15 protein-coding genes are annotated in these 19,780 nt (G+C 63.9%); 8 read left to right on the top strand and 7 right to left on the bottom strand.

The window, feature by feature from the left end:
• Positions 1 to 180: 180 nt before the first annotated feature.
• Positions 181 to 3,249, top strand: coding sequence for an autotransporter outer membrane beta-barrel domain-containing protein (locus GV818_RS23045; protein WP_256679515.1), 3,069 nt, complete (start codon positions 181 to 183; stop codon positions 3,247 to 3,249).
• A 163-nt stretch (positions 3,250 to 3,412) separates the two neighbouring features.
• Positions 3,413 to 6,529: an autotransporter outer membrane beta-barrel domain-containing protein gene (locus GV818_RS23040; protein ID WP_178125076.1), complete on the top strand. Its 3,117-nt coding sequence runs from the start codon at positions 3,413 to 3,415 to the stop codon at positions 6,527 to 6,529.
• 7 nt (positions 6,530 to 6,536) lie between these two features.
• On the opposite strand, the gene GV818_RS23035 is transcribed toward GV818_RS23040, so the two are convergent.
• Positions 6,537 to 7,490 carry an SDR family oxidoreductase gene (locus tag GV818_RS23035; protein WP_161777623.1) on the bottom strand — a complete coding sequence of 318 codons (954 nt, stop codon included), beginning with the start codon at positions 7,488 to 7,490 and terminating at the stop codon, positions 6,537 to 6,539.
• Positions 7,491 to 7,582: 92 nt separating this feature from the next.
• On the opposite strand from GV818_RS23035, the gene GV818_RS23030 reads away from it, so the two are divergent.
• The 3 genes from GV818_RS23030 (at position 7,583) to GV818_RS23020 (ending at position 9,684) form a co-directional block, all read left to right on the top strand.
• Positions 7,583 to 8,488, top strand: coding sequence for a LysR family transcriptional regulator (locus GV818_RS23030; RefSeq protein ID WP_161757769.1), 906 nt, complete (start codon positions 7,583 to 7,585; stop codon positions 8,486 to 8,488).
• Between the two features lie 109 nt (positions 8,489 to 8,597).
• Positions 8,598 to 9,146, top strand: coding sequence for a dihydrofolate reductase family protein (locus GV818_RS23025; protein ID WP_161757768.1), 549 nt, complete (start codon positions 8,598 to 8,600; stop codon positions 9,144 to 9,146).
• A complete protein-coding gene (locus tag GV818_RS23020; protein ID WP_161757767.1) occupies positions 9,139 to 9,684 on the top strand; it encodes a TetR/AcrR family transcriptional regulator in 546 nt (181 codons plus the stop codon). The genes GV818_RS23025 and GV818_RS23020 overlap by 8 nt, the downstream gene beginning before the upstream one ends.
• Positions 9,685 to 9,692: 8 nt before the next feature.
• On the opposite strand, the gene GV818_RS23015 is transcribed toward GV818_RS23020, so the two are convergent.
• The 5 genes from GV818_RS23015 to fepB all read right to left on the bottom strand — a co-directional run bounded on the left by GV818_RS23015 (position 9,693) and on the right by fepB (position 14,254).
• Complete coding sequence (locus tag GV818_RS23015) at positions 9,693 to 10,475, bottom strand: ATP-grasp domain-containing protein (protein ID WP_161757766.1); 783 nt, start codon at positions 10,473 to 10,475, stop codon at positions 9,693 to 9,695.
• A gap of 32 nt (positions 10,476 to 10,507) precedes the next feature.
• Positions 10,508 to 10,945: a hypothetical protein gene (locus GV818_RS23010; protein ID WP_161757765.1), complete on the bottom strand. Its 438-nt coding sequence runs from the start codon at positions 10,943 to 10,945 to the stop codon at positions 10,508 to 10,510.
• Between the two features lie 322 nt (positions 10,946 to 11,267).
• A complete protein-coding gene (locus GV818_RS23005) occupies positions 11,268 to 12,296 on the bottom strand; it encodes a FecCD family ABC transporter permease (RefSeq protein WP_178125075.1) in 1,029 nt (342 codons plus the stop codon).
• Positions 12,296 to 13,345 (bottom strand): FecCD family ABC transporter permease, encoded by a 1,050-nt coding sequence (locus GV818_RS23000; protein ID WP_161757763.1) that lies wholly within the window; start codon positions 13,343 to 13,345, stop codon positions 12,296 to 12,298. Before GV818_RS23000 ends, GV818_RS23005 begins: the two co-directional genes overlap by 1 nt.
• A 3-nt stretch (positions 13,346 to 13,348) precedes the next feature.
• Complete coding sequence (gene fepB / locus GV818_RS22995) at positions 13,349 to 14,254, bottom strand: Fe2+-enterobactin ABC transporter substrate-binding protein (RefSeq protein WP_161757762.1); 906 nt, start codon at positions 14,252 to 14,254, stop codon at positions 13,349 to 13,351.
• Positions 14,255 to 14,426: 172 nt separating this feature from the next.
• Between fepB and GV818_RS22990 the strand changes: the two genes are divergently transcribed.
• On the top strand, positions 14,427 to 15,239 hold the full coding sequence (locus tag GV818_RS22990; protein WP_161757761.1) for an ABC transporter ATP-binding protein: 813 nt from the start codon (positions 14,427 to 14,429) through the stop codon (positions 15,237 to 15,239).
• 8 nt (positions 15,240 to 15,247) lie between these two features.
• On the opposite strand, the gene GV818_RS22985 is transcribed toward GV818_RS22990, so the two are convergent.
• Complete coding sequence (locus tag GV818_RS22985; RefSeq protein ID WP_178125081.1) at positions 15,248 to 16,033, bottom strand: IclR family transcriptional regulator; 786 nt, start codon at positions 16,031 to 16,033, stop codon at positions 15,248 to 15,250.
• A gap of 271 nt (positions 16,034 to 16,304) precedes the next feature.
• On the opposite strand from GV818_RS22985, the gene GV818_RS22980 reads away from it, so the two are divergent.
• Together GV818_RS22980 and GV818_RS22975 are read left to right on the top strand one after the other, a co-directional pair.
• The gene (locus GV818_RS22980) at positions 16,305 to 18,389 is read left to right on the top strand and encodes a TonB-dependent receptor (protein WP_161757759.1); all 2,085 of its coding nucleotides are present in this window, start codon (positions 16,305 to 16,307) and stop codon (positions 18,387 to 18,389) included.
• A gap of 75 nt (positions 18,390 to 18,464) precedes the next feature.
• Positions 18,465 to 19,775, top strand: coding sequence for an NtaA/DmoA family FMN-dependent monooxygenase (locus tag GV818_RS22975; RefSeq protein WP_161757758.1), 1,311 nt, complete (start codon positions 18,465 to 18,467; stop codon positions 19,773 to 19,775).
• Positions 19,776 to 19,780 lie beyond the last annotated feature (5 nt).

Below are 19,780 nucleotides of genomic sequence, written 5' to 3'. Positions count from 1 at the left end.
TAACTAGCTATTGCCTTGTTCAGAATATTCTTAATGGATGTGCTTTAAGAAGATTCTCATTTGTTAGTTTTTCTATTAGCTCGATCCTTAACGCCTCTTGTGCTCTAACACAAAGGCTTTAAAGTTATGGTTCTGGTTAAGAAGACGATAAGCGTGGCGGTCAGTTCGGCATTGTCGCTGATGGCACTTTCAGCTCAATCCGTTCAGGCGATCGATTATGGAAATATTGATCTTTCTTCTCCTCAGGGCGAATCCCTGACCCTGGATGACGTTCGTGTCGAGCACTCGGGAACAGGCCCGGCGGTGCGCGTCAGCGGCTCGCAGAACCAGCTGCAGGGTACAGGCTACGAAATCCATGCCACGGCCGGCGGCCCGGGCAACGCGGTGGTCGGCGTGCAAGTCGAGGCTGGCGGCAAAGCCACGTTGTCGGATGTGACCATCACCACCGGCGGCTCCGACTTTGCCACTGGCGCGGTGTCCACCGGTGCCGGCAGCCAGCTGACACTGAACGATGCGCAGATCACCACCAGCGGTTCTCAAAGCCGTGGCGTGTCGGTCACTGCCGGTGGCCAGGCACAGTTGTCCGGTGGCTCCATCGACACCTCGGGCAACCAGGCTGACGCGTTGTCCGCAAGTGGCAACGGCTCGGTCATTCAGGCCTCGAACATGACCCTGAACACCCATTCGACCGGGTCCACCCGTGGCGTCACAGCCTCCGCCGGGGCGTCCGTGAAACTGGACCGGGTGACCGTCAACTCCGAGGGTTTCCTGGGGGCGATGTCCGTCGATGGGCTTGGTTCCTCCATCAGCGCCGACCGGGTCACTGTCAATGCCAGCAATGGGCGCGGGGTGAGTGTGACCAGCGCCTCCCTGATCTTTCGCAATGGTTCTATCGATGCCAAGGACGATGGCATTACCTTGAGCGGTCTCTATCAGAAACCGGGCGGCACGGCGGTGGTGAGCAATACTACGATCACCTCGCAAAATGGCTACGGTATCAACGTCAATGCCAACGGCGCTGCTGCCGATCTGGACAACGTGCACATCACCACCCTGGGCAGCTACAACGGTGCCATCTGGATGCCAGGCAACAACACCCGGGTCGACGTCAAGAACAGCATCCTGGAAACCCAGGGCACCCAGGCGGTGGCCATCGATAACCGTGGCGGTGTGTTCACCATGGAGGGTGGGAGGATCACGACTCAGGGCAACAACGCTCATGCGCTGTATGCCTCTCCTGACACCAGTAACAGTCCAGGGGCGGTGTTCAATGTCAGCAAGGTCCTGATCGAGACTTCGGGGCGCGGCGCGGTGGGTGCGCTGGCGCGGATGTCGGGAGCGAAAATCACCCTCAGCGACAGCCGCATCGTCACCCACGGTGACTTGGGCTACGGCCTGTTCGCCTCGGGGCGTGGCGCCAGCGTGCAGCTTACCGACAGCGATGTATTGACCGCGGGTGAGCAGGCTCACGGTCTGGCCATCAGCAACAATGCGAGCACGCTGTTCCAGGGCTCGACCATGAGCACCAGCGGCGCCAATGCCAACGGTATCGTCAGTTTCGCCACTGGCGCCGGGGTCGTGAACAATGTCGAGGTCAATGCCAGCCGCATCGAAACCCAGGACGGGGCGGGCATCCTGGTCAATGGTGGCGGCCTGACCACGCGCTTCACCGACAGCGTCCTGATTGGTCGCAGCGGCGGCCAGCCGGGCACGGCGTTGTGGATCACCGATCGCGCGGACGGAGTGTTGGCGGGTGCTGTGAAGCTCGATGCAGTCCGCTCTCACTTGCAGGGCGATGTGCTGGTGGACGCCGGCAGCCTGCAACTGTCGCTGGCCGATCATTCCAGCCTCGACGGGGCGATCAAGGGTGGCAGCCAGGACACCCAGCTGACCCTGGACGACAGCAGCGCCTGGACCCTGCGCGGCGACTCGGTGCTGACCCGGATGAGCAACAACGGCGTGGTGGAATTCGCCGATCCAGGGCTGGCCGGAGCGTTCAAGCAGTTGCAGGTCACCGGTGACCTGTCCGGCGACGGCCACTACATCATGAACACCGACCTCGGCCGGCAGCAGGGCGACCGCCTGATCGTCGGCGGCCAAGTCATGGGCAACAACGACATCCTGGTGCGCAACTCTGGCTCGGAACCCGGGGCCGAGGGGCAAAGCCTGACCCTGGTGCAAAGCGCCGGTGGCCCGGGTTCGTTCGCCCTGGCCAACCGGGGTGCAGTGGTGGATGCCGGTACCTATCGCTATGGGTTGCATGCCGATACCCAGGGCAATTGGAACCTGGTCAATGTCGGCCGGATTCAGCCGACGCCCGGCCCGGACAACCTGTCCACCGGCGCCAGCGCGGCGGTCAACAGCAGCGCCATCGCCAGCCTGCGCGCCACCTGGGACGCTGAGCGCGCGACCTTGCTGCAGCGGGTCGGCGAGCTGCGCGAAGGGGCGGACCAGCAGGGGCTGTGGATCCGCGGATTCGGCCAGCAGCAGTCCCTGGACAATGGCGTAGGACGTGATTTTTCCCAGCGGGTACAGGGCACGCAACTGGGCATCGATACGCGGATCGACACTGCCGGGGGCAAGCTGGTGGTGGGGGCACTGGCCGGTTACAGCCAAACCGACCGGGACTTCAAGAGTGAGGGCAGCGGCAAGCTCGACAGCTATCACCTGGGGGGGTATGCCACTTACCTGGATGACTCCGGCTGGTACACCGACACCTTGCTGACCCTGAACCTCTGGTCCAACCGCCTGGATGTGTGGGGCACCGACGGTGCCAAAGTCTCGGGAAGCTCACGCAGTAAAGGCGCTGGCCTGTCGGTGGAGGTCGGTAAACAGATCGACCTGGGCAACCGCTGGTTCGTCGAGCCCCAAGCGCAGGTCTCGATGCTCTACGCCCGCTCGGACAGCTATCGCCTGGATAACGGCTTGCAGGTGGAGCCTGGTGACGGCTTGTCGACCCAGGTGCGTACCGGTGCCCGTGCCGGCCGTGCATTGCAGTTGGACAACGGCACGCGCCTGCAGCCTTATCTCAAGGCTGGCTGGATCGAGGACCTTTCAGCGCAAAACACCGTGCGCACCAATGGCATCAGCAGTCGCCCCGATGGCAGTGGTGGCGGTTGGTACGCAGGCACTGGGGTGACCGCGGAACTGACCCGTAACCATCAGCTGTATGTCGACCTGGAGACCAGTGAAGGCTCAAGCGTCGACCGCCCCTGGGCGATGAATGTCGGTTATCGCTTGAATTTCTGAGGCGTTCTCACAGCGGTTGCGGTTGTGACCGAGGAGATGAACAGAGCTGTTCATGGTGCTTGTTAAGAACATCCTTAATGTTCGGACATTTGAGGATGTTCTTGTTCTTTAGTTGGTCACCCAATTCGATCATGCAGGTCTTTTGTACAACACAGAGACCCTCATGATCCTGGTTAAGAAAATCCTGAATGTGGCGATCAGTTCAGCGCTGGCGCTGATGACGCTTCCTGCTCAGTCTGCTCAAGCGAGCGAGTATGAAAGCATCGACTTGTCCTCGCCTCAAGGTGAATCCCTGACCCTGGATGGTGTGAGCGTCGATCACAGCGGCTCAGGGCCGGCGGTGCGGGTCAACGGCGCGCAAAATCAGTTGCAGGGCAGCGGCTACGAGATCCACGCCACGGCGGACGACTCGAGCACCGTAGTGGTGGGGGTTCAAGTGGGAGCCGGTGGCCAGGCCACGCTGACGGATGTGAACATCACCACCGGCGGCTCCGACTTTGCCACTGGCGCGGTGTCCACAGGTGCCGGCAGCCAGCTGACACTGAACGATGCGCAGATCACCACCAGCGGTTCTCAAAGCCGTGGCGTGTCGGTCACTGCCGGTGGCCAGGCACAGTTGTCCGGTGGCTCCATCGACACCTCGGGCAACCAGGCTGACGCGTTGTCCGCAAGTGGCAACGGCTCGGTCATTCAGGCCTCGAACATGACCCTGAACACCCATTCGACCGGTTCCACCCGTGGCGTCACAGCCTCCGCCGGGGTGTCCGTGCAACTGGACCGGGTGACCGTCAACTCCGAGGGTTTCCTGGGGGCGATGTCCGTCGATGGGCTTGGCTCCTCCATCAGCGCCGACCGGGTCACTGTCAATGCCAGCAATGGGCGCGGGGTGAGTGTGACCAGCGCCTCCCTGACCTTCAGCAACGGCGTGATCAACGCCAAGGGCGATGGCATCTACCTGTCATCGCAGTATCAGAAACCGGGGGGCACTGCGGTGGTGAGCAACACCACGATCACCACGCAAAATGGTTACGGCATCAACGTCAATGCCAGCGGCGCCAGCGCCGACCTGGATAACGTGCACATCATCACCGATTCCGGTGCGGCGATCTGGATGCCAGGCAGCAACACTCGGGTCGACGTCAAGAACAGTATCCTGGAAACCCATGGCACCCAGGCGTTGGCCATCGATAACCGTGGCGGTGTGTTCACGATGGACGGCGGGGTCATCAGCACCCAGGGCAACAGTGCTCACGCCTTGTACGCATCGCCGGATACCGGCGGCAGCCCAGGGGCGGTATTCAATGTCAGCGGAACACTGATCGAGACGTCGGGCCTTGGTGCGGTGGGGGCATTGGCACGGTTGTCGGGGGCGAACATCACCCTCAACGACAGCCGCATCGTCACCCACGGCGACTTGGCCCATGGCTTGTTTGCCTCTGGCCGGGGCGCCAGTGTGCAGCTTGTCGACAGCGATGTGCTGACTGCCGGCGAGCAGGCTTATGGTCTGTCCATCAGCAACAATGCGAGCACGCTGTTCCAGGGCGCGAGCGTGGGCACCGGTGGCGCACAGGCCCACGGCATCTTCAGTTACGCCACGCTCACCGGTGTGGTGAACAACGTCGAGGTCAATGCCAGCCGGATTGAAACCCAGGACGGGGCGGGCATCCTGGTCAATGGTGGCGGCCTGACCACGCACCTCACCGACAGCGTCCTGATTGGTCGCCGCGGCGGCCAGCCGGGCACGGCGTTGTGGATCACCGACCGTGCGAGCGGAGTGCTGGCGGGTGCTGTGAAGCTCGATGCAGTCCGCTCTCACTTGCAGGGCGACGTGCTGGTGGACGCCGGCAGCCTGCAACTGTCGCTGGCCGATCATTCCAGCCTCGACGGGGCGATCAAGGGCGGCGGGCGGGATACCCAACTGACCCTGGACGACAGCAGCGCCTGGCTACTGCGTGGCGACTCGTCCCTCACCGGGTTGACCAACAACGGCGTGGTGGAGTTCGCTGATCCCGGGTTGGCGGGGGCGTTCAAGCAGTTGCAGGTGAGCGGTGACCTTGCGGGCGATGGCCTCTACATCATGAACACCGATCTTGGCCGGCAGCAGGGCGATCGGCTGGTCATCGACGGCCAGGTCATGGGCAGCAACCAGATCCTGATTCGCAACTCCGGTGTCGAACCGAGTGCCGAAGGGCAAAGCCCGAACTTGGTGCAAAGTGCCGGTGGCCCGGGCTCGTTTACCCTGGCCAACCGTGATGGGGTGGTGGACGTGGGAACCTTCCGCTACGCGCTGCAGGCCGATACCCAGGGCAATTGGAACTTGCTCAATGTCGGCCGGACTCAGCCGACGCCCGGCCCGGACAACCTGTCCACCGGCGCCAGCGCGGCGGTCAACAGCAGCGCCATCGCCAGCCTGCGCGCCACCTGGGACGCCGAGCGCGCGACCTTGCTGCAGCGGGTCGGCGAGCTGCGCGAAGGGGCGGACCAGCAGGGGCTGTGGATCCGCGGGTTCGGCCAGCAGCAGTCCCTGGACAACGGCGTAGGACGTGATTTTTCCCAGCGGGTACAGGGCACGCAGTTGGGCATCGATACGCGGATCGACACTGCCGGGGGCCAGCTGGTGGTGGGTGCATTGGCCGGTTACAGCCAAACCGATCGGGACTTCAAGGGTGAGGGCAGCGGCAAGCTCGACAGCTATCACCTGGGGGGTTATGCCACTTACCTGGATGACTCCGGCTGGTACACCGACACCTTGCTGACCCTGAACCGCTGGTCCAACCGCCTGGATGTGTGGGGCACCGACGGTGCCAAAGTCTCGGGAAGCTCACGCAGTAAAGGCGCTGGCCTGTCGGTGGAGGTCGGTAAACAGATCGACCTGGGCAACCGCTGGTTCGTCGAGCCCCAAGCGCAGGTCTCGATGCTCTACGCCCGCTCGGACAGCTATCGCCTGGATAACGGCTTGCAGGTGGAACCTGGTGACGGCTTGTCGACCCAGGTACGCGTTGGCGCCCGCGCCGGTCGCGAGCTGCAGTTGAACAACGGCACGCGTCTGCAGCCTTACCTCAAGGCTGGCTGGATCGAGGATCTGTCGGCGCAGAACAAGGTCCGCACCAACGGCATCGCCAGCCGTCCCGATGGCAGTGGCGGCGGCTGGTATGCCGGGGTTGGCATGGCCGGGGAGCTGACTCGCAACCATCAGCTGTATGCCGAGGTCGAGACCAGCGAAGGCTCGAACATCGACCGGCCCTGGGCGGCCAATGTCGGTTACCGCTTCAGTTTCTGAAGCCTGTTCACGGCTGGTGCCGGTTGCCTGCCTCAGCCAATGTCTGGCGTACACCCTCGGCGTAGGAGGTCTTGTGGAATGGACCGATCAAGCGTTGCAGGGCCGAGTCGTCGAGGATCAGCGGCGAGCTGATCAGGTAGTGCATCTCCACCATCTCGCGCAGCAGGGGGTTGAACAGGCCCAGCACACGCAGCAGGGTCTTGCCGACCACCCGCAACTTGAGTTGCCTGTTGCTCTGGTGCTGGATCTGGGCAATCAGCTCGCGCTGGCTGGTGACACCGGCGCCCGCCAGGTGCCAGCTCTTGCCGAACGCTTCGGGGCGTTCGATCAGCCGGCAGACTACCGGACCCACATCAGGCACGAAGACGAACTCGTGGGGCCGATCGAGGGGGCCGACCAGGTCTGCGGTGCCGCCCTGAACCGCGGCCTGAACCGCGTTGTGCAGCAGGCTTTTGTCCACCCCCGGGCCGTAGAAATCCGCTAGCCGTAGCACCGCAGCCTGGATGCGGCCGTCGGCATGTGCCTGCATCAGCAGGTCTTCCTGGGCCTTGCGCATGCGCCCCTTGAAGCTGTTTGGCTGGCGGGGGTGGTCTTCGCTCACCGGATTGCCCTGGGCCAGACCGTAGGGATACACCGTGCCGATCAGCAGGATCTTGCGCACCCCGGCGGCGATTGCGCCCTCCAGGGTCTTGCGCATCAACTGCGGGTGCAGTTCGAACTGCCAGTAGTTGACCCCCACCAGATAGATCAGGGTGTCGATCCCGGCCGCCGCGGCTTCGATCGAGTCGGGCCGCTCGGGGTCCCAGGTGACGCACTCGGCCAACGGATCACCGCCGAAGGCCTGAATCAGCCCAGCTTCGTTGCGGCCCACCACGCGATAGCTCTGTCCCCGGGAGCGCAGGGCGCTGGCAATGCTTTGGCCGATGGCACCGGCGGCGCCGAACAGGGCTATTTGTGGCATGACAAGGTTCCTTTTTCCGAGGTAGAGCTTGCAGGGTGCAGAATCCTCGGCTAAATGAAAATTGACCAGTATTCGATGGGCTCTATAAATAAATGCATAGCCTGACTGACACCACCCTTAACTGGGACTGGTACCGGAGTTTTCTCGCGGTCCTGGAAAGCGGTTCGCTGTCCGCTGCCGGTCGTGCCATGGGCCTGTCCCAGCCCACGGTCGGGCGGCACATCGACCTGCTGGAATCTGCCCTGGGCCTGAAGCTGTTCATCCGTTCCTTCGACGGCTTCGCTCCCACTGAAGCGGCGCTGGAACTCAGGCCCTACCTGCTGCAAGTGGCCGCAGGAGAGGCCGCCTTGCGCCGGGTGGCCAGCAGCCATGGCGCCGGTGTCCAGGGCTGCGTGCGGCTCTCGGCCAGTGAAATCATCGGCGTTGAGGTGTTGCCCCCGATACTCGCCGCCTTGCGTCAACAGCACCCGCAACTGGTGATCGAGCTGGTGCTGTCCAATCGCGCGGATGACTTGCTGCAACGCCAGGCGGACATTGCCGTACGGATGTTCCGCCCGACCCAGGAGGCATTGCTGGTACGACGCGTAGCGGGTATCGAGCTGGGCTTGCATGCACACCATGACTACCTGGCGCAGCAGGGCATACCGACCTCGCTGGCCGACTTGTCCGACCATGCCTTGATCGGTTTCGACACTGAAACCGCGTTTATTCGCGGCCTGCAACAGCAGTATCCGATGCTCACCCGTGGCCGTTTCGCCTTGCGCAGCGACAGTGACCTGGCGCAGTTGGCGGCGATTCGCGCGGGGTTCGGCATTGGCGTCTGCCAGAGCTTGCTGGCCAGCGCCGATCCGCGGCTGGTACGGGTCTTGGCGGACGTGTTCGCACCACGGCTGGAGACTTGGGTGGCGATGCATGAGGACCTGCGCGACAGCCCGCGTTGTGCGGTGACTTTCGCGGCGCTGGTGAAGGGACTGGGTGCCTATGCCGAACAGGCCTGAGCGCCGCACAACCAGGGCAGGCGACGGGCAGCAGTTCAGGGCTGTTGTCAGCAGGCCCCGAGATGGGTTTATCATACGCTGTATGTTTAAGTGCTTCGAGGCAACGCATATGGCTTTTGGCAAGGTGTTCATCGCCACCTCGGTGGATGGTTTCATCGCTCGCAACGATGGGGCTATCGACTGGCTGCCCAGCGGCGAGTCCGGGGAGGACTACGGCTACGCCGCGTTCATGGCGTCGGTGGATGGCATCGTCATGGGGCGTGGCACCTATGAAAGCGTCCTGGGGTTCGAGCCCTGGCCCTTCGACAAACCCGTGGTGGTCATGAGCCGTAGCCTCACCGCGCAGGATGTGCCGCAGCACCTGCGAGACCGGCTGCGGATCAGCGCCGCGCAACCTGCGGAACTGGTGGCAGAACTGCAGGAACAGGGTTGGCAGCAGGCCTATATCGACGGCGGCGCGGTGATCCGCGCGTTTCTCCAGGCCGGGCTGATCGATGAGTTGACCCTGACCCGGGTGCCGGTATTGATCGGCAGCGGGCGTCCTCTGTTCGGCGCACTCGAGAGGGACCTGCGGTTGAGTTGCATCGCCTCCAGGCAGTATCCCGACGGACTGGTCAGCACCCGTTATCGCATTGAACCGGACAGTGCCCATGACTGAGCAACCCAAGCGCAGCGGTCGTCCGGGCGTTGGCCGTGCGCTGAACCTGGAGCGGGTGCTGGAGGCCGGCCTGGCACAGTTGCAGGCGCTGGGCCCGCAGGGTTTTGGGGTCCGGGCGTTGGCAAGGCAACTGGGGATCACCCCGATGTCAGTGCTCTACCACGTGGGTGACCAGCACAACCTGATGCGCTTGCTGGTGGAGCGGGTACACGGCGAGCCGCTGCCTGAACCTGCGCTGGGCCTGCCGCCGGTGCAACGGGTCCAGGTGTTGCTCGGTCACTACATGGCGCGGGTGCGCCGTCACCCGGCGCTGACCCTGTGCATCTTGAGTGACCCGCAGTTGTTTGGCGGTTCCTTGGCGGCCTTCAGCGAGGACTTGCTTGAGCAGGTGCGGCAGTTCGACGATGAACCGCAACTGCTGTTCGAACTGCTGGTGGATTACACCCATGGCCACGCCCTGGCATTGGCCTTGGCCGGCGAGGACGGGCATGGGCTTGACGGGGCTTTCGAGGCGGGGCTGCGGCGTCTGTTGCGCTGAGTGGCCTCTCAGGCAACGGCGCCGAGCATCTTGGCAAAGTGTTGCGCCGTCCATTCCTTGCGGTCTGATACCTGGCCGTCACCCAGTTCCACCAGGCGCAGTACGCCGTCACTGCGCAATATCACGTCCACCGAGAAAAACCGACTGTCGATCAGTGCTGCGCATTCCTGCACCAGCGCCGGCACTTCGCCGCTCGCGGCGCAGGCTTGGCCGTTGAGCACGAAATAGCGGCGCTCGCTGTCCGCCAGATAGTCCTCACGGCGCCTGACACAGATCCCCCCCTCGATCTGGCCCCGGTACTGACGCATCTGTTCGATCAGGGGGGCAATGTCCTCGGGCCTGTCCACCAGGCTGCCACTGCCGGTGTTCAGCGACTTGACGTAATCCTTGATGAAGTACCCCGGCCAGTTCAGCCCTGCGAGTGCCTGGGTGAAGTCCGCATCGGCGGCCAACACCAGGGTTTCGCTGGTGTACGGGGCCAGCAGCGGATACCACTCCGGCAAATGATGGCAGCGCTGATATTCAGCCGCCGAGGTGAATGCCACGGCCTCTTTGTCGTGCAGATGCTGCACCAGCGAGGCGTAGTCCTGCGGTGTCAGCATCCAGCCGCGGTAGAGCACCCGCTCGCCGGGTTGAAGGGCCGGGGAGGCCTTGAAGCGGCCACTTTCGAAATCCTCGAAAGAGAACAGCGAGGCACTCAGGCCGGCAGCCAGCACGGCGGCGTACTCTTCGAGGTAATGTTCATCCGGGCGTTTCGGGTCGAATGGGTCGCTGGGGTAAAGCAGGCGCATATCGGGTTCTGCCGAGTGAGGGTTCAAGGAGGTCAAAGCAGGCAGGAAGGGTCGTTGCCTTTTGCGCTTTCAATCAGTTTGTCGAAATGCCTGGACCACATGAAGTTGTAAGAGGTGGCAGACACTCGGGTTCTGCAACTGGCCGGACCACTGGAAATTCGGGTGGTCAAGTAGTAGCCGGCTGCCGTTCCGGAAGGCGAATAGACAGAGAAGTCGGTGCCCGCATCGGTGGTGTTTTTCTCGACCAGCATCGTGGACACAAAACTGGCGCCGTTGCCCACATTGACCTGGTTTGAGCGAATGCATTTGGAGAAATAGCCTTCAACCCGGCTGGTCACCACTGCAACGTCATCCGCCGTGCAATAGTCGGGGTTGTGATTGCCCTTTTCTAGCAGCGCTTCACGCGTTTCCGGGAAGATCGAGCACCCGCTGACGAGGGCAAGAGTGACGGCTGCGGCAATGATTTTCATTCGGTCGGTTGTCCTTGGTGGTTTTGTTTCAGGGCCGGTCCCAGCCCCTCGATCCAACCTCGCCTGCGTGGAGCAGGGCGGGGCTGGCGATCATAGCGATATTTGTGCCCGCGATCTCCCTGGCTCCATTCTTCATCACATTCCTGCCGCGTTCTGCATCGACAATCATCGGCTGCCAGCAGGTGACTTCAACCACCGGGCAGGGATTTGCCGGTGTGCCGATCGACCGGGCGTTTGCTGAGGTTCATGGGCTATGCGCGAGCAGAGGTCTCTGGAAGACTTCGCAGTCGTTACCGTTCGAGCCCCCTCATGAAGCCCAGGCTCACACCCGCCGGCTGCGCACCAGCAGCCACAGCAGATAAAACCCTCCCAGCAAGCCGGTCATCAGGCCGATCGGCAGGTTGGCGTGCAGGGCCAAGCGCTGGCTGAGCAGGTCAGCGGCCAGCAGCAGTACCGCACCCATTAGTGCGCCGGATACCAGCGGCACTTCGGCGGAGCGGGTCAGGCGCCTGGCCAGTTGCGGGCCGGCCAGGGCGATAAAGGCGATGGGCCCTGCGGCGGCGGTGGCGACGGCGGTCAAGCCGACAGCGGCCAGGACCATGATCAGCCGCGTACGCTCCACCGCAACCCCTAGTTGTGTGGCCGCGGCGTCGCCCATTTCCAGCAGGTTGATGCGGCGCGCGTGGTACAGGGCCAGCGGGGCGATGGCCAGTAGGCCCAGGGCCGCCGGCAATACATGGGACCAGGTCCGGGTATTCAGCGAACCAGCCAGCCAGAGCTGGGCGAACATCGCCTGGTCGAGGTTGCCGCTGACCAGCAGGATACTGTTCAGGCCCGACAGGCTGGCGCCCACGCCGATTCCGATCAGCACCAGGCGATAGCCACCACTGGTACCGCCTTTTCTTGCCAGCATGAGCACCAGCAGGGCAGTGCACAGGCCGGCGATCACTGCCGCCAGGGAGGTGGCCAGGGGCCCTGAATCGAACAGCATGATTTGCACAATCGCGCCACTGGCGGCGCCGGTGGTGAAACCGATGACGTCCGGCGAGCCCAGGGCATTGCGCGAGATCGACTGGAAGATCGCCCCGGCCATGCCCAGGGCCGCGCCTACCAAGGTTGCGGTGAGTGCCCGGGGCAGGCGCACACGATGGATGACCCGTTGGGCGGTAGGGTCCTGGCCCTGGCCGAGGAGACTGGCCAGCACTTCGCCCGGTGTCAGGGCCAGGCTGCCCGTGCCCAGCAACCAAGCCCACAGCAGCAGCGCCAGCAGCACCAGCAATGCACAGACCAGCGCCGTGCGTGGCTGCCAGCGCAAGGAGCGGGTGCCCATGCGCAGGGCGTTGCGCGGCATCACAGTCGGCTCAGGCGAAAGCGCCTGACCAGAAGGATGAAGCAGGGGCCGCCCAGCAGCAGGGTGATGATTCCGGCGGCGATTTCCTCCGGTGCGGCCAGCACTCGGCCAAGTACGTCGGCCCCCAGCAGCAGGCCGGCGGCCAGCAGTGCCGAGTAGGGCAGGATCCAGCGGTAGTCCGGGCCCACCAGCATCCGTGCCAGGTGCGGCGCCACCAGGCCGACGAAGCCGATGGGCCCGGCCACGGCAGTGGCCGCACCGGCCAGCAGCATCACCGCCAGGCAGGCCAGCAGCCAGGTCAGGCGCAGGTTCACCCCCAGCGAGCGGCCCAGGTCCTGACCCAATGCCAGGGCATTGAGTTGGGCGCCAATGCCCAGGGCTACGGCCAGGCCGCCGGCGATTGCCAGGGCAGGCACCGGCAACAGGGCGAAGCCACTGCCGGACAGCGACCCCGAGGCCCAATGGCGAAAGTGATCGAAAACCTCGGGCGGGCTGTTGAGCACCAGGATCCCGGTCAGCGAGGTGAGCATCACCGATAACCCGGCACCGGCCAGCACCAAACGCACTGGATTGGTCCCAGTCTCGTGGGCCTGGCCCAGCAGGAACACGACGATGCCCGCCAGCCCGGCGCCGAAGAACGCCAGCCACAGGTACTGGGCCATGCTCGTCAGATCCAGCAGTGCCACGCCGATGATCACCGCCAGGGCCGCACCGGCGTTGATCCCCAGCAGGCCGGGTTCGGCGAGGGGATTACGGGTCACCGCCTGCATCACCGCGCCCGCCACTCCCAGGGCCAGCCCGGCCAGCAGGGCGATCAGGGTCCGTGGCAGGCGCAGCTCCCGCAGGATCAGGTGCTGGTCGTTGTGCAGGTCGGCAGCGTGCAGGGCCTGCCAGGTCACACTCAGGGGAATGGATCGCGAACCGATTGCCAGGCTCAGCAGGGCCAGCAGGCCCAATAGCATCAGCCCGGCCAGCAGGCCCCAGGTGCGGGCGCGCAAGTGACGGCGCCGTGGCAAGGGCGCGGCGAGGCCTTGGACAAGCAGGCTCATGGGCTAGCGAAAGTGCGCGGCGACGGCGTCGATCATCTGCCGTCCCGAGTAATAGTCGATTCGGAACGAGCTTGGCCCCAGGGCATAGACTCGCTTGTGGATCACCGCTGGCAGGTTGGCCAGCACCGGGTCGGCGAGAAATGCTTGCACGTCGCGGTCGTTGGCGCTGAGGAGAAACACGCTGTCGCCGGTGATTGCCGCCGGCAGGTTTTCCCGGGAGATGAACTGGAAGTCCGAGGCACGGGTGACCTTTGCGGTCAGGGCCTGGGGCAACTCCGCCACCTTGAACCCGAGGGTGCCGAGCAGGCGGGCCTGGGGGCTGCTGAGGCGACCAATGGAGTAGCTGCCGGCGATGTTGTAGCCCACCACGCTGACGGGGCCGGGTGCCGGAGTGATGCTGGCGGCGGTGTCCGCGGCGTATTGGTCAAAACGCTGGATCGCTGCCTGGGCCTGTTTCTGCAGCCCGGTGCGCTGGCCCAGTTCGCTGGCAATGTCCTGCCAGCTCTGGTTCGAGTAGTCCACCACCAGGGTATTGATGCCCTGGGCCTCAAGCTCGCTGCGCTGGGCGACAACGCTGTCGGCCCCGGTAGCGGAAACCACCAGCAGATCGGGGTCACTGGCGATCACTGCCTCGATGTCGAATTGCAGGTTGCGGTACAGCACTTGCACATGTCGTTGCTCGGCGATGTTCGCCCATTGGGAAAAGAACCCGCGGTCATCGGTGAGGCGGCTGGGAGTGGTGGCGGCGCTGGCCACCAAGGGCGCATCCATGGCCAGCAGGATGCCAGTGACACTGGGACTGGTGGAGACAATGCGTGCAGGGGCCGTGGCAGCGGCCAGCGCAAGTTGGCTGGACAGGACCAGGACCGCTGCGCTGAGCAGCCGGGCGGGAAGGCGTGGGTTCATCATCGATCCGTTGGGGCGGTGAGTGGGGCACGGGCAAGGCGCTTTCGATGCGGATTGAAGGGCCTGGGCTTTAGCGTGTATATGCTAATGCTTCTCATGCAATTCGTTCCATATTGTAGAATCCATTCCACAATTGCAATGCTGCAACCGTCAGGCCCACGAGGAAAACCAGCCCATGACTCACCGTTTGCACGCGGATGCCGTGACTTTGCGCCACGCTGCGCGAATCATTTCCCAGGATCTGTCCCTGACCATTCCCGATGGCTCCTTCACGGTCATCGTCGGACCCAATGCCTGCGGCAAATCCACCTTGCTGGCAGCCCTGTCGCGGCTGTTGGCCCCGACCAAGGGCCAGGTGCTGCTGGACGGGCAGGACATCCGCCAACTGCCGGCCCGGGAAGTTGCCCGGCGTCTGGGCCTGTTGCCGCAAAGCGCCCAGGCACCGGACGGGATCACGGTCGCCGACCTGGTGGCTCGCGGGCGCTATCCGCACCAGTCGTTCCTGCGCCAGTGGTCGAAAGAGGATGAGCGGGCGGTGCTCGGGGCGATGGCCGCGACCCGGGTCAGCGAGTTGGCTGACCGGTTGCTGGACGAATTGTCCGGTGGGCAGCGGCAGCGGGTGTGGATTGCCATGGTGCTGGCCCAGGAGACACCCATCCTGCTGCTGGACGAGCCCACCACCTACCTGGATATCGTCCACCAGATCGAGTTGCTGGAACTGCTCGCCGAGCTCAACCGCCAGGGGCGCACCATCGTTGCGGTACTCCACGACCTGAACCAGGCCTGCCGCTATGCCAGCCACCTGATCGCCCTGCGTGACGGTGCCATTGTGGCCCAGGGCGAGCCAATGACGATCTTCACCGAGGCCCTGGTGGAGGAGGTATTCGGGCTGGCCTCGGTGATCATCCGCGACCCGGTCAGCGGCACGCCGCTGATGGTGCCCAAAGGCCGGGCCGAGGTGCTCGGTGCGGCGCCGGCCCCTGCCTGAATCTCGACTCAGTGTTGCCGCGGGTTCGCTGCCTGAAGGGCCCAGCTCCCGCCGGTGGCCTGATTGACCAGGCCGGCTTCATGGAACAGTGCTTCGCGATCTTGCGGGGCCTGCAATTGCCCCAGGTCGGTGACGGTGGTCATCACGCAGACGATTTCCTGCTGGGCATCGAACACGGGCGCGGCTTGCCCGGTGACGTTGGACAGCAGGTGGCTGGTCAACTCGGCCCAGTGCTTGTGTCGCACTTCGTCCAGCACCGCGTTGCTCGGTGGGCTGCCGCGAAAGTGTGCCGGCTGCTGCTTGCGTGCGGCGTCGATGCTGGCCTTGGGCAGGAACGCCTGGAACACCAGGCCGCAGGCAGTATTGTCGATGGGCAGGATGTCCCCCAGGGCCAGCGGATTGATCGAGAAATAGGCGCTGCGGTACCAGCGCACCAGGGTCGGCCCGCGGTCGGTCCAGATCGCTACGCCACCGCTGGCGGCATGCCGCTGGGCCAGGGATTTCATGTGCTGGGCGGCAATGTCCACGGCATCGATGCGTTTCAGCGCGCCGAGGCCGATGCTCAGTGCCGCCGGTCCCAGGTCGTAAAGGCCGCTGACCGGGTCCTGCTTGGCCAGCCCTTCCTTGACCAGGCTTTGCAGGTAGCGGTGGGCGGTGGAACCGCCGGTACCGGTCCGTCGGGCCACTTCACCCAGGGCCAGTTCGCTCTCGGCATTGGCCAGGGTATTGAGAAAGCGCGCGGCAATCGACACCGACTGGATCACCCCGGAACGCTTTTCCGGTACTGAATCCAGGGTGTCATCCAGTGGGGGCTGTGAAGTGTTCAACGGCTTGGTCTCCTCACCAATGTCTGGCTGCGGTCATGGCCGCAGGCTGCGGCCCGCGCGGCGATGGCGCTAGCGGCGGCCATGATACCGGTTCCGCGGTCCGCCAGGGACGCGCAAATGTCTCTGGCCAAAAAGTGTAGATCATTCCGTTTTGTGGAATTCATTCCTTATTGAGGAATGCTGTGGTTGCGTGATAGCCTTATCGCTAAAGAGGATCATTCTCATTTGGAGGGAGGCCTTGATGGCCCTTACGCATCGCACATTGAGTCACGGTATTGGCGTTTTCACCTTGTCCACTCTGCTGGCGACCCCGCCGTTGATGGCCGAGGAGTCCGAGGTTGGGCAAAAGGGCAGCTTGGCCCTCGACGCTCAGGTGGTGACCGGCGAGAAGCTGGAACGCGGCATGAAGAACACCGCGTCGTCCGTTTCCATCCTCACCGACAAGGACCTCGACCTGAACAAGACCGGTGACTCGTCGGTGTCCGAGGTCATCAATGGCATGCCCAACGTGATCTACACCGATTCGGTCGGCGCCCCGATCATTCGTGGCCAGGACACCCAGGGTCCGAACAACGGGCAGAACGTGTTCTGGGGCGGCACCGTGCCCCGGGCGACGATCAACCTCGACGGGCACTACCTGAACTACAACGAGATGTTCTTCGGCGCGACCTCGGTCTGGGATGTCGACAGCATTGAAGTCTTCCGCGGTCCACAGACCACCTCCCAAGGGGCCAACGCGATTGCCGGGGCGATCATTGTCAACACCAAGAACCCCACCTTCACCCCCGAGGCGGCCTACCAGGCGGAGATCGGCAGCTACCAGACGCGGCGCAGCTCGGTCGCGGTATCCGGGCCCTTGGTCGAGGATTTCGCCGGGCGCCTGGCGGTGGACTACTCCTCGCGTGACACCTTCATCGACTACAGCAACCCGCGCTTCCAGGGCAACAAGACCGACCAGGATTTCCGCAACCTCAATGCCCGGGCCAAACTGTTATGGCTGCCGAGCAATATCCCGGGCCTGGAAAGCCAGTTCACCTTTGCCCACAACGACAGCAACCGCCCGACCCAGGAGGCCGCCTCGGCGCCGTACCACAAGCTCGAACACCGGACCACCACCATGCCGTCCTGGGAGCAGGACACCAACACCAGCATCCTCGATGTCTCCTATGACCTGGGCAACGGCATCAAGCTGTTCAACCAGGCGCAGTATTCGCTGTCGTCGGTGCAACGGGTTACCGGCGCCGCGGGCGAGGGCGATGCGAACATCCACCAGAAGAACGGCTCCAACGAATCGCGCCTGACCTTCGGCGGGCAAGAGGATGTGCTCAGCGGCATGGGCGGTATCTACTACGCCCGTACCCGCACCGATGAAACCCTGACCCTGATGGGCCGCTCGGCCTTCGACGACACCAAGACCAACCTGGGGATCTTTGGTGAGTTGAACTACCGGCTCAGCGATCTCTGGACCCTGAGTAGCGGCTTGCGTTACCAGGAGGACCGTGTCGAGCGCACCGGCAACTCGGTGCTGGCGCCTCGGGCGCTGAACTACGACAAGACCTTCTCGGCGTTGCTGCCCAAGGTGTCCCTGGCCTATGCCGCGACCCCGCAGTGGACGGTGGGTGGCCTGGTCAGTCGCGGCTACAACCCGGGAGGCGTGTCGCTGAACCTGAGCACCCGGCAGTGGGCCTACTTCAAGGAAGAGTCGATCTGGAACTATGAGCTGTTCAGCCGCGCGAGCCTCTTGGACGACCGGCTGCTGATCAACACCAACCTGTTCTACATGGATCTCAAGGATGCCCAGTACAACATTCCGGTGGTGATTTCCCCGGGGGTCGCCCAGTCCTACACGATCAACGCCGAGAAGGCTCACGCCTATGGCCTGGAGTTGGACTTCGACTACCGTGTGCTGGACAACCTGCGGCTCAAGGCCAGCGCCGGGACATTGCGTACCCGCATCGACAAGATCTCCAGCAATGCAGGCTACGCCCATAACGAGTTTGCCCGCTCGCCGGGCTATACCCTGAGCTTCGGCCCCAGTTGGGACATCACCGAGCGCCTGAACCTCAATGCCCAGGTGCGTTACCTGGATGGCTACTACTCCGATGTGGCGAACACCTCGAGCTATTCGATCAAGCCTTACACCCTCACCGATGCGCGCATGAGTTATCGCTTCAGTGAGCAGGTGCAGCTCTACGGCTACGTGAAGAACGTCTTCGACGATCGCTCGCCGACCTACATGCAGCAGAACCGTGGCATCGGCGGAATCGAAGCCAGCATGACCCAGCCGCGCACCCTGGGCATCGGGGTCAAGGGCAGCTTCTGATCACCCCATGACTCAAGGCTGGCGCCCCTTCAGCGGCTGGCCGGCTTTCATTGCACCACAGGAGATTGGCAACAGATGAGTAATCGCAAACGCCTGCATATCGGCATGTCCCTGGCCCCCACCTGGCTCAGCGGCGATGCGTGGCGCCAACCGGGCAGCAATATCGAAGGGATCTACAGCGCCGACTTCGCGGTGGACATCGCCAAGCGCTCGGAGGCCGCGCACCTGGACTTCGTGTTCCGCCCCGACGTCAGTTGCCTGAACATGGACGGCCTGGAAAGCGGCTCGGGTTTTGCCAGCCTCGACCCCACGGTGCTGCTGGCCGCCGTCGCCCGGGAGACCTCGCATATCGGCCTGGTGTCCACGGTTTCCACCACCTTTTTTCCGCCCTATGTGGTGGCCCGCCAGCTGCAATCGCTGCACTGGGTGAGCAACGGCCGCGCCGGCTGGAACATTGTCACCGCGCTGCAGGGCCACGAGAATTTCGGCCTGGACGCCATGCCCAGCGCGGATCAACGTTACGCCCGGGCAGCCGAGTTCACCCGCCTGGTGCATGACTTGTGGGCCAGCTATCCCAACGAAGCGCTGCTGCTCGACCGCGAGAACGGTCGCTATGCCGACCGCTCCAAGGTGCATCCGGTGGCGCATGATGGGGCGCATTTCAAGGTCCGCGGCCCGCTCAACCTGCCGGCCTATGGCGGCGCGCGGATCCCCCTGATCCAGGCCGGCGCCTCGGATACCGGCCGCGACTTCGCCGCCTCGGTGGCCGACCTGGTATTCGCCCCGACACCGGACAAGGACGCGGCGCTGGAGCTGCGTCGTGACTTGTCCCGGCGTGCCGAGCGCCACGGTCGCAATCCCGAGGACATCCGCTTGCTGCCAGGCCTGAGCCTGTACCTGGCAGCAACCCGGGAGGAGGCGCGGGAGATGTTCATGCAGACCCACGGTCGCCCGGATCTGGCCCGCAAGTTTGCCTCGATCAAGCAGATGATCGGCCTCGATCTCAGTGACTGGCCCCTGGACCGGCCGATCAGTGCGGCAGACCTGCCCGCACCGGTGCATAACCCCAGCAGCCGCACCCACACCAATCTGCTGCGGCGCCTGATCGAGCGCGAAACCCTGAGCCTGGAGGAGTTGCTGCTGCGCCCGGAAGTGATTTCCGCTGCCCACTGGCAAGTGATCGGCACTGCCGAGGACGCCTTCGAACAGATCGTCGACTGGGCGGCGTCCGGTGCCATGGACGGTTTTATCGCCGCTCCGGGTGGCTCGATCCACTCGATGCATATCTTTCTTGAGCAAGTGGTGCCGCAATTGGTGCAGGTCGGGCTGTTCCGCGAGCGTTATAGCGCCAGCACCTTCATGGAGCACTTGCAAGAGCAGGGATGACGCCG

The sequence above is a fragment of the Pseudomonas sp. Fl4BN1 genome (assembly GCF_009908285.1).
Lineage (GTDB): Bacteria > Pseudomonadota > Gammaproteobacteria > Pseudomonadales > Pseudomonadaceae > Aquipseudomonas.
Note: the sequence above shows the minus strand (reverse complement) of the source record. Positions and strands in the feature narration are given on the sequence as shown.